Consider the following 15,477-nt stretch of genomic DNA (forward strand, 5'->3'; position numbering starts at 1 on the left):
GTGCATTTGCTCTGCGCCGCAGGCCGGGTGAGGGGTGGTTCCCCGCTGAGCCTCCGCAACCCTTAACGCGACGGCGGCAATTCCGCAATCCGCATTCCGCATTCCGCATTCCAAAACGGCGTCGCGGCCCCTTTGTCCCACCTTGCCGCCGTACTCCAAAAATGTCGGCGCGTGCATTTGCTCTGCGCCGCAGGCCGGGTGAGGGGTGGTTCCCCGCTGAGCCTCCGCAACCCTTAACGCGACGGCGGCAATTCCGCAATCCGCATTCCGCATTCCGCATTCCAAAACGGCGTCGCGGCCCCTTTGTCCCACCTTGCCGCCGTACTCCAAAAATGTCGGCGCGTACATTTGCTCTGCGCCGCAGGCCGGGTGAGGGGTGGTTCCCCGATCAGCCTCCGCAACCCTTAACGCGACGGCGGCAATTCCGCAATCCGCATTCCGCATTCCGCATTCCAAAACGGCGTCGCGGCCCCTTTGTCCCACCTTGCCGCCGTACTCCAAAAATGTCGGCGCGTACATTTGCTCTGCGCCGCAGGCCGGGTGAGGGGTGGTTCCCCGATCAGCCTCCGCAACCCTTAACGCGACGGCGGCAATTCCGCAATCCGCAATCCGCAATCCGAATTCCGCATTCCAAAAATGGGCGCGCTTTGGCCTGGCGGAGTGTTTTCCACTCTGAAAGGCGCTTGCCCTGACCGGCATATTCGCTACCTTACCGGATATGCAGTTGCGAATCCACCAGGGCTCCAGATGGCGCCAGGCAGTCAACGCTTCACCGGCGTTGCTGCTCTGGGTATTGCTGCTGGCCATGGGCGGAACCACGGGGCGAGCGCAGGCCCAGGGGACGGATGCCGCTTTGGTGAATCAACCTTGGTTTGAGATCCGCTCCGCCGGTTTTTGGGCGTATAGTTGCGGGCGCAGCCAGGAGGTGTTCAACCTCGTGGCCCGGTTGGAGCAATTCCGTTTTTGTTACGCGCAACTGGGCGGCACGCAAGCGGTCGCGGCGCCGCCGATCACAGTGTATGCGTTTCCCAACGATGCAAGTTATGTGCCGTTCAAGCCATTATACGACGGTCGCCCCGCCAATATCAGCGGTTGTTTCATGCGGCGTCCAGAGGGGATCATGATTGCATTGAGCCTGAGTCGCACGGATGCGGGCACGCTGCAGACGATGTATCACGAGTACACGCATTTCCTATTGCGGAACAACCAGCGGTTCTGGCCAATGTGGCTGAAAGAGGGCATGGCGGATTTGTATTCCACGCTGGCGGTCAGCGGTGGAACGGTATCCATCGGCTTGCCGTCCGGCCCGCGCCTGTACACGCTGGCGCATCAGGAACTAATGCCGTTGCATCAGTTGCTGTCCGTGACCCATGAGTCGCCCGCGTATAATGAGCGGGATCAGCAGGGTATTTTTTACGCGCAGTCATGGTTGCTGGCGCATTACCTGGCGGTGGCGAACACGCCGCACCACGACCAGTTCCCGCAATACACGCGGCTGCTGCGCACCGGCATGGGGCCGGTACCGGCGTTCACCAGCGCATTCAAAACATCCCTGCCAGCCATGGAACGGGAGTTGCGCGGCTATCTTGCCCGCAGCAAGTTTGAGCCAGCCACGATCAGGACCTCGACCCAACTGGCAGCGCTACAAGCGGTGATCACCCGCAAGCTGACGCCTGGCGAGACGGCGTTCATGCTGGGGAAGCTGTTGCTGCAAACCGGGCGGGACAACGATGCCGGGCGTTATTTTGAGATGGCGAAACGGCTGCAACCCAACGCGCCCTACGGGTATGAAGGACTGGGGATGCTGGCGGGGGAGCGGGAAAATTCGCGCCTGGCGGTGCAGCAGTTGGAGCAGGCCGTGCAATTGGGCGCCAGGAATTATTCGGTGTATTACCAACTGGGTCACCACCGGTTGTTTCGCACAGAAGGGGCGGGCGGAACGTTCCAGCGTCTGCCGCCGGAACAGGCGCAGGAAATCCGCAGTTGCCTGGAGAAGTCCATCCAGATGATGCCGTCGTTTGCCCGCTCGCAGTATTTCCTCGGTTTTTTGGAGTTAATCCAGGAGGACGACCTGGCAGCGGCGGAACGGCATCTGCAAGCCGCCATGCAACTGGAGCCGGACGTGAATGGGTACGCGCTGACGCTTGCCCAAGTTCAAATCGCGCGCCAACAATTCACGGCGGCGCGCGAATTATTGCAGGAACTGACGCGCACGGCCACGGATGATCATCACAAGACCAGGGCGGCGGCGCTGCTGGCCAAAATCGCGAAGGAATAGCGCATTGCGAAAGGTCTTTTGCATTCTTAGTGTCCTGCTGATCGGGGTTTGGCCCTCGGTGGTTTTGGGTTTTCGCGCGCCCGAGCGTGAACCATTACCCAACTTGGACTCGCGTCCGCAACCGAAGGGGGGAGCCGCGGGTGTTCCGGCGAACCAGGTCGCCGCAGTGGCCCGGTTGCAAGCCGCCGTTCCCGGTACGCGCGTGGATTTCGATCCGTTGCTCGGCACGCCCAGGTTTATCGCGGTGCCGCAAGGGTTCCTGAGCGGACCGGACGGGGTGGGGCGAGCCGTATCCAAGGCAGCCGCCGCGCCGTTCGACGTGAAGGACCCGCACCGGGCCACCAAGGCGTTTCTCCAGGAGCATTCCGCGTTGTTCGGTCATGGTCCGGAAGCTTTGAACAACGCCAAAATTCTGCGCGAGTACACCACGCCACATAATCGGTTGCGGACGGTGGTCTGGCAGCAGCATCTCGATGGGGTACCCGTATTTGAAGCCGTGCTGGTATCGCATACGACGCATCAGAACGAACTGGCCGGCATCACGAGCCAATTCGTGCCGAACCTCGCCGGGGCGGCCAAAGGTGTCGCGGTGGATCGCGCCGCATTGCTGGCCAAACCGACGATTACCGCCGCCCAAGCCGTGGCACTGGCGGCGGGAAGCCTGGGTGAAGATGTCGCATTGGAAGGAGTGGCCGCCTCCGGCAAGGCGGTAGCCAGTGGAGCGGAGCAACGTCAACAGTACCGCGCCCCGGGGTTGAATGGCGAAACGGAGGTCAAGTATGTGTGGCTGCCGTTGGATGCGAACACGGTGTGTTTGTGCTGGGAAGTCGTGCTGACCAGCCGGGCGCGCGGGGAAACGTTTCGCGTATTGGTGGACGCCCAGACCGGAGAGGTACGAGTACGCCACGGCCTCACGTCTTATTATAGCGACGCGGCATTCCGGGTGTACACCAGTGACAGCCCCTCGCCCTTTTCTCCGGCGTATCCCGCCCCCACCACCAACCAACCGCCGTTGGTGGCGCGCGTGCTGGTGGTCACCAACGCGCTGAATACGAACAGTTCGCCCGCCGGCTGGATCAGCGATGGCGGCAATGAAACCCTGGGCAACAATGTGGACGCGCATCTCGACCGCGACGGCAATGACCTGCCGGATTTGCCGCGCCCCCAGGGTTCGCCGGCGCGGGTGTTTGATTTCCCGCTGGACCTGGCGCAATCACCCACCAATTCCGGGGCGGCGGCGGTGGTGCAATTATTTTACTGGTGCAACTGGATGCACGATAAGTTGTACGAGCTGGGGTTCACCGAGGCGGCGGGCAATTTCCAGACCGACAATTTTGGCCGGGGCGGCCAGGGCAACGACGCCGTGCTGGCGGATGCGCAGGACGGCAGCGGCTTTAACAACGCCAATATGTCCGTGAACACGGACGGCACGCCACCCCGAATGCAGATGTACCTGTTCAACGGGCCGACACCCAACCGGGATGGGGATCTGGACGCCGAAATTGTGCTGCATGAGTACACCCACGGATTGACGGGACGGCTGGTCGGCGGCGGGGTGGGGATCACCGCGTTGCAGTCCACCGGCATGGGCGAGGGCTGGTCAGATTTTTACGCATTATCCCTGTTGAGTGAGCCGGGGGATGATGTCAACGGGACGTATCCGGCGGGCGGTTATGCCACGTATTTGATGTTGGGGATGACTCAAAATTATTATTATGGCATCCGGCGGTATCCGTACACCACCGACTTGGGAAAAAACCCGCTGACGTTTAAAGACATTGATCCCACCCAGGCCAGCCAGCATCCGGGGGTACCGCGCGGACCGATCCCGGTGAACATTGCGAATGAGATCCATAATATGGGCGAGGTGTGGTGCGTGATGCTCTGGGAGGCGCGGGCCAACTTCATCCTCAAATACGGCCACACCACCGGCAACCAGCGCATCCTGCAACTGGTAACTGACGGTCTGAAGCTCTCGCCCGCCAACCCCACCTACATTCAGGCACGCGATGCGATTCTGCTGGCAGATCGCATCAATAACGGGGGCACGGACCAGCGCGAGTTGTGGCAGGCATTCGCCAAGCGCGGCCTGGGGGTGGCGGCGACGGCTCCCAACACCACCACCACGTCCGGGGTGGTGGAATCATACGAACCGCCGGATGACCTGGGCATCTCGCCCCAGACCGGATTCGTGATTTCCGGTGAAATGGGCGGACCGTTTAACGTGACATCCCAAACGTATGGGTTATCTAATCGCAATGCCTCGACGGCCCTCACCTGGACGGCGAGTTGGAACGTGGATTGGTTGCAGATCGCACCCGCCAGCGGAACCTTGGCCCCCGGCCAGACCACCCAGATTGTGGCGACCTTGCACCCGATTGCATATCAAATGTCCCCGGGGGATTATTTTGCGACGCTCGCCATCACCAACCAAACGTCCGGCTATTGGCACCAGCGCCAAAGCCAACTGCGGATTGGGCAGCCGGATTATTTCACCGAACTGTTTGTGAGCAACAAAGTGAACGATCTGGCCTATCAATCGTTCTCGTTCATCCCCAATGGCTCCGCCAGTTTTTACCGGGTGTGCCGCGAACCGGCGACGGCGTATCCCACGGACCCGGCAGGCGGAACGGTGATGACCATCTACGATGACGACGCCCGGCAAATCACCCTTGGGGCCGGGCAGACGGTCGCGCTCTACAACCGGCGCACCAACGTGCTGTGGGTGGGCAGCAACGGGTATATCACCCTGAACACGGGTGATACGTCCTATGTCGGATCCATCTCCAATCACTTCCGGCTGCCGCGCATCTCGGCGTTGTTTGAAGACCTGAATCCCAGCTTGGGCGGCGCGATTTCTTATAAGCTGTTAAATGACCGGGTGGCGGTCACTTGGGATAACGTACCGAAGTGGAATACGCCGGGCAACACCAACCAGTTCCAAGTGGAACTATTCACCAACGGCGTCCTTCGCATCACGTACCTGCGGATGGACGCGAAGGATGGCTTGATGGGGCTTTCAGCGGGTACCGGTGTGCCTGCCAACTTCGGTGAAAGTGACCTGACCAGTTATCCCATTTGCGCCCAAGCCATGACCGTACAAGTACCGGCGAGCGCCACCGAGGGAGACGGCACTCTGGCTGGACAGGGGCAGGTGCGGATTTTTGCACCGCCCGTGGCCGATCTCGTGGTGTACCTGAATTCGAGCGACCTTGGTGAAATTACCCTGCCCGCCACCGTGACGATTCCCGCCAGTCAAACCAACGCCCTGTTTGACATCACCATTGTGAACAACGGTCAGTTGGACGGCTCGCAAACCGTGTGGCTCACCGCCAGTGCCGCCGGTTATTACGACGCGGTAACCGCCATGGTGGTCCATGACCATGAAACAACCACCCTGCATCTGGACCTGCCCGCCACGGTTCGGGAGGGGGATGAGCCAGTCTCCGGACGTTTATGGCTGGATGCCCCGCCGGTCAAACCGGTCACTGTGAGTTTGACTTCGAGTGACCCCGCAACCCTTCAAACTCCGTCTGGCGTAGTGGTCCCCGCCGGGCAGACCAGCGCGGTATTCACGGTCTCCGCAGTGGATGACACTCTGCTGAATGGCACGCGCCTGGCCACCGTGTCCGCGGGCGTCACCAACTGGATTCCGGCCACGGCGGTGGTGGCAATCCTGGATAATGAGCGCACCAATCTGGTGGTATTGGCACCCGCCCAGGCGCGCGAGGGCAATGGCACGCTGACCAACGCCGGGCAGGTGGTGTTTGGCGGCGTATTGACCAGCAATGTCACAGTGGGATTGAGTTCCAGCGATCTTGGCAAAGCCACCGTACCGGCCAGCATCACGGTCTTGGCAGGGCAATCCAACGCGTGGTTTAACCTCACCATCGTGGACAACACGATCCTGGATGGGCCGAAAACCGTCACGCTCAACGCCAGCGCGGTCGGATTTGCGGCCGGGTCCGTTAGCTTCGTGGTCGCTGATAACGAATCGCCCCTGGCACCCGCCAACCCGAGCCCGCCGGATTACGGCACCAATGTGTCGCGCTTGGCCACCCTCGTCTGGGATAGCGGCGCCTTGCCGGGCGAACTGATTACCAACGCGGTCTATTGCGGTACGAACCCATATCCGGGGGTGCCCGAATTCCTGGGATTCACCACGAACACCAGTTGGACCCTGCCCATGCTGGCGCCCGCGACCACCTATTATTGGAAGGTGATCGGTCGTCTGGTGGGGCTGACCGAAGGGCCGGTGTGGCGCTTTACGACGCGCGGGTTGGGCCGGTTTGAGTGGAGCCCGGTCAGGGCCCCGCAATTTACCAACACGCCGTTTACGGTAACGGTGACCGCCAAGGACGCGGATAACCTGGTGGTGACCAATTATGCGGGGAACGTGAGCCTTTCCGCCAAGGTCCAGCCTGCCACCGTGTTCCTGGATGATTTTGAGGACGCCAGCTTCGCCAGTTGGGTCAACGGCACCGGGGCCTACCTACGCGCCGTGACCAATGGCACTGCGGCCCACGGCACGAACAGCTTCACGCTCATTGGTGGCACCCAGACCACCATGGACGGCGTCACGCACACCCTCGCCAACCTGACGCCCACCCGCATTAATTTCTACGTGCGGGCCAGTGAAACCAACAAGGCGGGCGGCTATTTCGTCGCCGGTTCAAGTGTCGGGCTGGTGGCGGCCTTCTTTGTCATGAACGAGGCGGGAATCATGGGTATTTATGAAGATGTCAACGGGCTGCATGGGCGGCCGTATGTCGCGAATCGCTGGTACAAAATTTCGCTGGCATTGGATTGGAGCGCCAAACGGGTGGACTTTTATGTGGATGATATTTTGATTCATGCGCGGATTCCCTTCCGCAACACCGCGCTCGGGTCCCTGAACCTGATTTGGTTGAGCAACTACCACTATACCCAGGCGTGGTGGGATGAGATTGAAATGCTGAAAGACGTCGCCAGCCCGGCGGTGACCATTACGCCCACGAACGCGCCCACCTTTTCCAACGGGTCCTGGACCGGCAACCTCGTGGTGATTTCGCCCGCCACGAACATTTGCCTGCGCGCCGATGACGGCCTGACGCATCTTGGCATCAGTAACCCGTTCGAGGTCCGCGCCCCCAGCCCACCGCAAATTGTCACGCCACCATCCGCCCAACTGGCGTTGCGGGGTGAGACGGCCCGTTTTCAAGTAAGCGCGAACGGAACCGCCCCGCTGGCGTACCAATGGTTCTTCAATACCAACCAGTTCCTGGCCAACACCTTGGATGGTGGCCTCACGTTGAGTAACCTGGGCCTGAGCCGCGCGGGTTACTACCTGGTGGTGGTGACCAATGGAGGCGGCGCAGTGACCAGCCCGGCGGCTCCCCTCACTGTGCTGTATCGCCTGGATAAACCGCAGTTCCCAGCCGGTACGACCGGCCTGCAATTGCCGATCCTCGCCGAACCCGGCTGGGCCTATTGGCTGGAAGCGAGCCCCAGCCTGAATACTGGAGCTTGGACGTACCTGACGGGCGTCACCAATACCAATGGCGTGCAATTTCTGCGCGATGCCACCGCCACGAACCGTTACCGATTCTATCGCCTGGGCACGGTGCCAGCACTGTAAAGAAACGCCGCTTAGGTTGACGCCAAAGGAGCGCGGGCCTCCGGCCCGCGTGGCTTTGACTGCTTTAGCCGCACACAGCGAGGAGTGAATCACCGGAGCTACTCCCGCGCCCCCAGCGGACCGGAGGTCCGCGCTCCATACGGTTGAATATTGCGAGTGGATTGGGAGACCTCAGGCACCTACCCTTTCACGGGTGGCACCGCCTAAAGGCGTGATTTTCACGCATGACGCGTGAAAATTTTCACACATACATAAACAGGGCCATGAAGAGACGCCGGATGAATAAAATTTTCTATCAGCTTGGACTAATTTGGCGCTGGATGGCTAGTTGGCATTCATTTTGCTGTGTAAAACTCGGCTGAGCGGAAACGGGTAGTGAAGAACGAGTCCGCCAGGAAGAAACCGAAACGTAACATTTTAACAATATGAAAAACATGAAAAAAGCCAAATTCGGGGCCTTCACTCTAATCGAGTTGTTGGTCGTAATCGCCATCATCGCCATTCTGGCCGGGCTGCTCCTGCCCGCGCTGGCCAAGGCCAAAGCCAAAGCACAACGCATCAACTGCGTCAACAACCTGAAGCAGATTGGTTTGGGCTTCCGTATGTGGTCCAACGACAACCAGGATAAATTCCCCTGGAAGGTCAATGCGGTGGATGGCGGTGGTGTAGTTGGTAATAATTTACCTTTTACCGATAGAAATACCAATGTACTGGTCCAATATTACGTTGCCCGCAACGAAATCGGTTCCCCCAAAGTATTATTTTGCCCGAGCGACCCGGCGGGAGCTGTGAATGCCGACTGGAATAATTGGAATCCGCTCAACCCTGGTGGGATGACCCCAACTGGTTCAAATGGCACCAGCTATGCCATCTGCAGAGAGTCCAACGAAACGTATCCGCAAGTTCCGCTGGTGAGTGACCGCAACTTGAATCGGAGGTATTGGGACGGCTATAACTCCGGGGCTAACCAATTCCAAGCCGTTCCCGCCACGTCCAATCTCTGGAGTTCGACGACGCATAGTTTTGCCGGTAACATGGGTTTGTCTGACGGCAGCGTGCAGCAGCTCTCCGGTTCCAATCTCCGTAAACAATTGCTTTCCTGCTGGGCTTACGGCGGTGGCCCAATTGCCAACAACGTAGCTTTAGGTATTTACGTCTCCAAGCCCTGATTAGTTCCATATCGTTTTTCAAAAGGGCACCCTTCGGGGTGCCCTTTTTTATTTAACGGGCAACCCTTGGATGGCAAATATCCCCCCAGACAAAGAAATCGAAAAATGGTATTGCTAATCTGGTGCAGCAACCTATTGTCATGGCATAGCAACTATTGCACATGAAAACACATAATCGCCGATTTTGGGTTGGTTTTACGTTGATTGAGCTTTTGGTGGTGATCGCTATTATCGCCATTCTGGCCGGACTCTTGTTGCCGGCGCTGGCGAAGGCCAAAGCCAAGGCGCAACGTATTGCTTGCACCAGCAATCTCAAACAAGTCAGTTTGGGTTATAAAATGTGGGCGAATGACAATGATGGCAAGCTGCCGTGGGCGGTCGCCTATGCCGACGGCGGCACCAAGAACGATCCCAACTGGAACCAAAGTTATCGCCACTTTAACGTGGCCAGTAATGAAATTTCTTCGCCGAAAGTGCTCGCCTGTCCATCGGATAGAAGTGTGATCGTCACATCCTCTTGGTTGACTTTTCTTAACACAAATTTATCGTATGCTTTGGGATTAGACGCCATTGTGCCGACGGAGCCCCCCGAAAGTCGAGTTAACGCGCTTTTCCTTGCTGATCGGAACATCGCCCTGAACGGAGTGAACATCGTCAATTTACCCACGGGGCCCGCCTGTGGAACATGGGGTGTGCCCAATATCGTCAAAGTGGACACCAATAACATTACCAAGTACGCATGGGGCACCGATATTCACCAAAATGCCGGGAATCTTGGGATGCTGGATGGCAGCGTCCAGCAGGTAAACGACCAGAAGTTGCGGATAGCGTTCCTTACCTCGGGTGATGTCGGGAATACGTATTGCACCAAGATGCCTTGGTGATGGCGTTTTAGGGTTTTGTCATTCTTGAAAAGCGTCCCGTGCGGGACGCTTTTTTGTTGCCCGAGGTTTCTTCGTTTTCTTCGGGAGCAAGCGAGGCGGACTTGGCGACAGATCCGTTTGGAGCCTCCAGTAGCTTTCCGCCGCCGTCGCCAAGGAGCGCGGATCTCCGGTCCGCAAGGGGGCGCGGTAAGAGTGTTGGTTATTCCGCCAGCGATGAAGCGCAGCAGACGTGATTTAAAGACTGGCGGACCGGAGGTCCGCGCTCCATTGTGACCTGCGGAAGGTCACAGTGCGGTGCGCCGCACAATTTCTTCGAGGGAAATGTATGGTGCGAATCCGGTGACCTGCTTGAGTTTGGCAATGGCCGGTTTTCGCCGGCGCATATCCTCAAATCCCGGCGCATACGCCTGGTCATAGGGGATCAGCTCGAGCTTGGACACGGAACCAAGCACGTGAATCACCAAACGGGCCAAATCCTGAAGGGAAGTCTCTTCGGTGCCGCCCACATTGAAAACTTCGCCGACCGCCGCCGGGCAGTTCATCAATCGAACCAAGGATTCCACCGTATCCTGCACATAACAAAAGCAGCGGGTTTGCCGACCATCGCCATAGACTTGAAGCGGTTTGCCCGCCTTGGCGGCGGCGATAAACCGGGGCAACACCATGCCATAACGCCCGGTCTGGCGCGGGCCCACGGTGTTGAACAGCCGGGCGACGACCACCGGCAACTGCCGCTCCCGCCAGAACGCGAGCGCCAGGAATTCATCCATCAGTTTGGAGCATGCATAGCTCCAGCGGGTCAACGATGGCGGGCCAATGACCAGGTCGTCCCCTTCCGCAAAGGATTCCCGGGTGCTTTTGCCGTACACTTCCGAGGTGGAGGCCAGTAGCAGCGGTGTCCGCGCGCCACTGGCGGCCTCGAGGATGGCCTCGGTTTCCAACAGGTTGGTGTGGATGGTGCGAATCGGTTCGCGCACCACCAATTCCACCCCCACGGCCGCCGCCAAGTGATAGATACACCGCGCGTTCCGCGCCAGGGATTTCAGTTGCGGACACTTTGAAACCTTGCTGACGATGATTTCCAATCTGGGATGGCGGCGCACGGATTTGAGATTACCCAGGCGACCAGTGGATAAATCGTCAATTACCACCACGCGATGTCCATCTGCCAGCAAACGTTCCACCAAGTGCGAGCCGATGAACCCAGCGCCGCCAGTCACCAGAATTGCGGAGTGCGGAGTGCGGATTGCGGATTGGCGCAGTTCAGTTTTCACGATGAACAATCTGAAAAGATAACACACGCTAACTGGCAAAAAAATGGCAGGTGAAAAATGGGGGATATTTTACCTGCCATGTTTCTGCCTGAATTTGGATTCCCAATCTTTGTTTTCCAGCCTCCCTGTGATCCTGATTCGGAGTTCGGGATTCGGCCTTCTTTCGGGATTCGGATTTCGGCCATTGGATTTTTGTGATCAGGCTTTCACCGGGTAATACTCCTGCACCGTTTTCGTTTGGTAACCAGAACGTTTCAGGGCGGCAATGCCGAGCACCGCGGCCCGCGCCCCGCTAAGCGTGGTCATAATCGGGGTATTGGTGTAAACGGCGGTGGTGCGGATTTTGATTTCGTCGGCGCGCGGTGACTGGCCCGCAGGGGTGTTGATGACCAGGTTGATCTCGCGGTTTTTCAGGAGGTCCAGCGAGTTTGGACGGCCTTCGCCAAGTTTAAAAATGCGCCGCACTTTGAGCCCAGCACGTTCCAGCACGGTAGCCGTGCCGCCGGTGGCGACGAGTTCAAAACCCAAGTCGGCAAATTGTTTGGCGACCACCGGCACATCCTTTTTATCCGCGTCGCTGACGCTGATAAAGACGCGTCCGGTGGTGGGTAACGCGGCACCGGCAGCCATTTGAGATTTGGCATAGGCAATGCCCAAATCGGCATCCAGCCCCATGCATTCGCCGGTCGAGCGCATTTCCGGGGAGAGTAAAATATCTTGGCCGTGAAACCGGTTGAAGGGGAAGACCGATTCCTTGACCGCCCAGTATTTCGGCCAGATTTCCTCGGTGAAACCCAGTTCCTTCAAGCTCATGCCCGTCATCACTTTGGCAGCCAGCTTGGCGAGCGGACGCCCGATGGCTTTGCTCACAAACGGCACCGTTCGCGAAGCGCGCGGGTTGACTTCCAGCACATAGACCGTCTCGCCCTTGACGGCGTATTGCACGTTCATGAGCCCGGAGACTTTGAGTTCGCGGGTCATGGCGTGCGTGTATTCGCGGATGGTCTGGATGACCTTGTCCGAGAGCGTGTGCGGCGGCAACACCATGGCCGCATCGCCGGAATGCACCCCGGCAAATTCGATGTGTTCCAGGATGCCGCCAATGACGATCGTGCCTTGGGTGGGATCGGAATAATTGCCCACATCCGCGATGCAATCCACGTCCACTTCGGTGGCGTCCTCCAGGAATTTATCCACCAGCACCGGACGTTCTGGCGACGCTTCGACGGCGAACCGCATGTAGTGGGTGAGTTCGGCGTCGGAGTAAACAATCTGCATCGCACGCCCACCCAGCACGAAGGAGGGCCGCACCAGAATGGGGTACCCCAGTTTCCTGGCCGCGACCAGCGCCTCGGCTTCATTGGTGGCGAGGCCGTTGGGCGGTTGCGGGATGTTCAATTTGGTGAGCATCGCCGCGAACAGCTTGCGGTCTTCCGCCATTTCAATGCTCTGGGGGGAGGTCCCGATGATGTTGACGCCGTTCTTTTGCAGGCCGAGCGCCAGGTTCAGCGGGGTCTGCCCGCCAAACTGGGCGATGGCACCCCAACACTTTTCCCGCTCATAAATGTGCAGCACGTCTTCCAGCGTGAGCGGCTCAAAGAACAGTTTGTCGCTGGTGTCGTAATCGGTGGACACGGTCTCGGGATTCGAGTTGACCATGAGGGTCTCGATGCCGATCTCCTTAAGCGCGAATGCCGCGTGAACACAGCAGTAATCAAACTCAATGCCCTGGCCAATGCGGTTGGGGCCACCGCCCAGGATCATCACCTTCTTCTTATCGTCCGGCTTGGCCTCGTCATCGCCGCGATCATAGGTGGAGTAATAATAAGGCGTATAGGCCTCGAATTCAGCGGCGCAGGTGTCCACCAGGCGATAACTGGGGATCAACCCAAGTTGTTTGCGCAAGGCGCGGACTTGATCTTCGGTCTGGCCCGTTAAATGGGCAATCTGCCGGTCGGAGAATCCGAGCGACTTGGCTTTGGCTAACAATTCGGTATTCATCGGTTAATGGCCCGTCAAAATTCGTCAGAAGTAAGCCGCCTTGCGGCCCGCTTGTCGAGCCAAAGATGTTACGAAAAACCGAAGACCGAAAACCGAAAGCAAAGAACGCTTTTCCTGATCCACGATTGGTGGTATGTAATCGCCATGCGCAATTTCATTCATGGGTGCCTGCTGGGATGCCTGCTGGTTTGTGTCAACCGCGTGACGTCTGCCGCAGAAACGGCGAATGGCTTGATCGGCCATTGGCGGTTTGAGGGATGCGACGGCAAAACGGTAAAGGACCTTTCTTCCCGCAGTAACACGGGGCTCATCGAGGCGGGGGAACTGCGACCGGAAAAGGGTGCGACGTCGCTGGAACTGGACGGTTTGGGTGCCCACGTGTTGATCCAGGAAACCACGCCCTTTCAACTGGCCAATGCCCTCACAGCCACCCTCTGGTTCAAAGCCAGTGAACTGCGCAATAACATGGTCTTGTTTGGGGTGCCACATACCAATGACGGTTGGACCACCCCCATGTTCGGCATGTACTTCTCGGATGGGCGGGTGGTGTACGGCATGGCACCGGATCGCGGCGTCAAAGTATTGGTGGAGACACCGACGGAAGTGCCGACCGACACGTGGACATTTTTAGCGGCCACGTACGATGGCGCAGCGGTGCGGTTGTATCTGAACGGCACCCTCTGCGGCGAATCGCCCCGCACCGGCAAAGTGATGCGGAACGGGCAGCCGCTGATTCTCGGCAAGGGTATGGGTTCGGCCAAACCTTCGTTCAAAGGGCGGTTGGGCGAGGTGCGTTTGTACGCCCGCAGCCTGGGAGCGGAAGAAGTACGGGCGCTGTATGACCAAACCAAATCCGGGTTTGACCTCACCGGACCGGTACGCCGGACTTCCGCAGACGGCACGGTCCTGGTGGAAACGCATGGAAACAGCCCGGAGAGCCTCAAGCCCTGGCGAAAAAACCCAACCCGCCTGCTGGAATTACTGGCGGGTTACACCCCGAGGAGCGAAGGCGTCAAGCTCGATGCCTACGGTGGCTGGCTGGAGCGGCCAAAAGAAAAGGCCACCGGCTTCTTTTACGTGAAGAAAATCGCGGGCCGGCAGTGGTTGATTGATCCCGATGGCAGCCGGTTTTTTCACATTGCCATGAACACCACGCGCGAGCCCAAGGAGGCGCGAGCCAATTTTGGATCGCCTGAACAATGGGCGGAAAGCGTGACCACCCAATTGCGCACAAACGGCTTTAACGGACTCGGTAATGGCAGTTCCACCAACCTGCAAAAAGTCAAAGCCCCGCTAGTCTGGGTGCGGCGCAAGGATTTCATGTTCGCTTTTGCCCGTGAGAAAAAACTCACCGAGCCGGCGGCTGGCACCCAGGGGTTCATCAACCGTTGTATGCCAGTGTTTCATCCCGAGTTCGAGCCATTCTGCGAGAAGTTTGGCCGCGACCTGGCCGATACCGCCAATGACCCGACCTTGCTCGGAATCATGACCGATAACGAAGTGCAATGTCCCGTGAATCTCCTGGATCGGTTTCTGGCTCTCGACCCGGCCAATCCGGATTTCAAGCCGAACCGTGAAGCGGCGACAGCGTGGCTGGCCGCCCGCAAAGGCCACGGCAACACGAATAACATTTCGCAGCGGGATCGCTATGAATTCATCGCCTTTGCCTTCGAGCGCTATTATCGAATCGTGGCCAAAAACATCCGCCACTATGATCCCAACCATCTTTACCTGGGATCACGGATCAATTATCACGAAGGCCAGTTTGACAACCCCTGGTTCTGGAAAGCGCTGGCACCCTATCACGATGTGGTCTCGGTGAATTATTACAGTTACTGGGGACCGGTGCCGTCGCAATTTGCCAACTGGGAAACCTGGGGCGGCAAACCCATCCTGATTACGGAATGGTATGCCAAGGCCATGGATGTGCCGGGACTGGCCAACACCCATGGAGCCGGCTGGCTCGTGCGCACCCAGGAGGATCGCGCCCGCTATTATCAGCAATTTGCCCTCAACGCATTCGAGCAAAAAAACATTGTCGGCTGGCATTGGTTTAAATACCTGGATGACCCGAAGGAATCCGTGGCCTTGGATGCGGCCGGCGGCGCCAACAAAGGCATGTTTGATCTTCAGGGACGGCCCTATCTGCCGCTCCTGAATCGTGCCCGGGCCATCCACCGCGAAGCGTATCCGCTCATCGAATTCTTCGACACGAGAAACCGATAAAAGCAGCAGTTTGGTCCGTCTCCTTGCT

General features: G+C 58.6%; 7 protein-coding genes. 5 read left to right on the plus strand and 2 right to left on the minus strand.

The features are described from left to right. The first annotated feature begins 718 nt into the window (after positions 1-718). The 4 genes from WCO56_15640 to WCO56_15655 all read left to right on the plus strand — a co-directional run bounded on the left by WCO56_15640 (position 719) and on the right by WCO56_15655 (position 9,948). Positions 719-2,278, plus strand: coding sequence for a tetratricopeptide repeat protein (locus tag WCO56_15640; GenBank protein MEI7731008.1), 1,560 nt, complete (start codon positions 719-721; stop codon positions 2,276-2,278). Between the two features lie 4 nt (positions 2,279-2,282). Beyond that, positions 2,283-7,895, plus strand: a complete 5,613-nt coding sequence (locus WCO56_15645; GenBank protein ID MEI7731009.1) for a M36 family metallopeptidase — start codon at positions 2,283-2,285, stop codon at positions 7,893-7,895. Positions 7,896-8,329: 434 nt separating this feature from the next. Beyond that, positions 8,330-9,064 (plus strand): type II secretion system protein, encoded by a 735-nt coding sequence (locus tag WCO56_15650; protein ID MEI7731010.1) that lies wholly within the window; start codon positions 8,330-8,332, stop codon positions 9,062-9,064. A 161-nt stretch (positions 9,065-9,225) separates the two neighbouring features. Continuing rightward, entirely contained in the window at positions 9,226-9,948 is a 723-nt protein-coding gene (locus WCO56_15655; protein MEI7731011.1) for a prepilin-type N-terminal cleavage/methylation domain-containing protein, read from the plus strand. A gap of 284 nt (positions 9,949-10,232) precedes the next feature. On the opposite strand, the gene WCO56_15660 is transcribed toward WCO56_15655, so the two are convergent. Both WCO56_15660 and carB read right to left on the minus strand, forming a co-directional pair. Beyond that, positions 10,233-11,222: a GDP-mannose 4,6-dehydratase gene (locus WCO56_15660; protein MEI7731012.1), complete on the minus strand. Its 990-nt coding sequence runs from the start codon at positions 11,220-11,222 to the stop codon at positions 10,233-10,235. A 198-nt stretch (positions 11,223-11,420) separates the two neighbouring features. Continuing rightward, positions 11,421-13,223 (minus strand): carbamoyl-phosphate synthase large subunit, encoded by a 1,803-nt coding sequence (carB, locus tag WCO56_15665; protein MEI7731013.1) that lies wholly within the window; start codon positions 13,221-13,223, stop codon positions 11,421-11,423. A gap of 144 nt (positions 13,224-13,367) precedes the next feature. Here carB and WCO56_15670 point away from each other — a divergent pair, with 144 nt between their 5' ends. Next, a complete protein-coding gene (locus tag WCO56_15670) occupies positions 13,368-15,449 on the plus strand; it encodes a LamG-like jellyroll fold domain-containing protein (GenBank protein ID MEI7731014.1) in 2,082 nt (693 codons plus the stop codon). Positions 15,450-15,477 lie beyond the last annotated feature (28 nt).

It is taken from the genome of Verrucomicrobiota bacterium, from assembly GCA_037139415.1.
GTDB lineage: Bacteria > Verrucomicrobiota > Verrucomicrobiia > Limisphaerales > Fontisphaeraceae > JBAXGN01.

Coding starts and splice junctions, on each gene's coding strand:
- WCO56_15640 (MEI7731008.1), top strand. CDS start 719: ATGCAGTTGCGAATCCACCAGGGCTCCAGATGGCGCCAGGCAGTCAAC.
- WCO56_15650 (MEI7731010.1), top strand. CDS start 8,330: ATGAAAAAAGCCAAATTCGGGGCCTTCACTCTAATCGAGTTGTTGGTC.
- WCO56_15655 (MEI7731011.1), top strand. CDS start 9,226: ATGAAAACACATAATCGCCGATTTTGGGTTGGTTTTACGTTGATTGAG.
- carB (MEI7731013.1), bottom strand. CDS start 13,223: ATGAATACCGAATTGTTAGCCAAAGCCAAGTCGCTCGGATTCTCCGAC.
- WCO56_15670 (MEI7731014.1), top strand. CDS start 13,368: ATGCGCAATTTCATTCATGGGTGCCTGCTGGGATGCCTGCTGGTTTGT.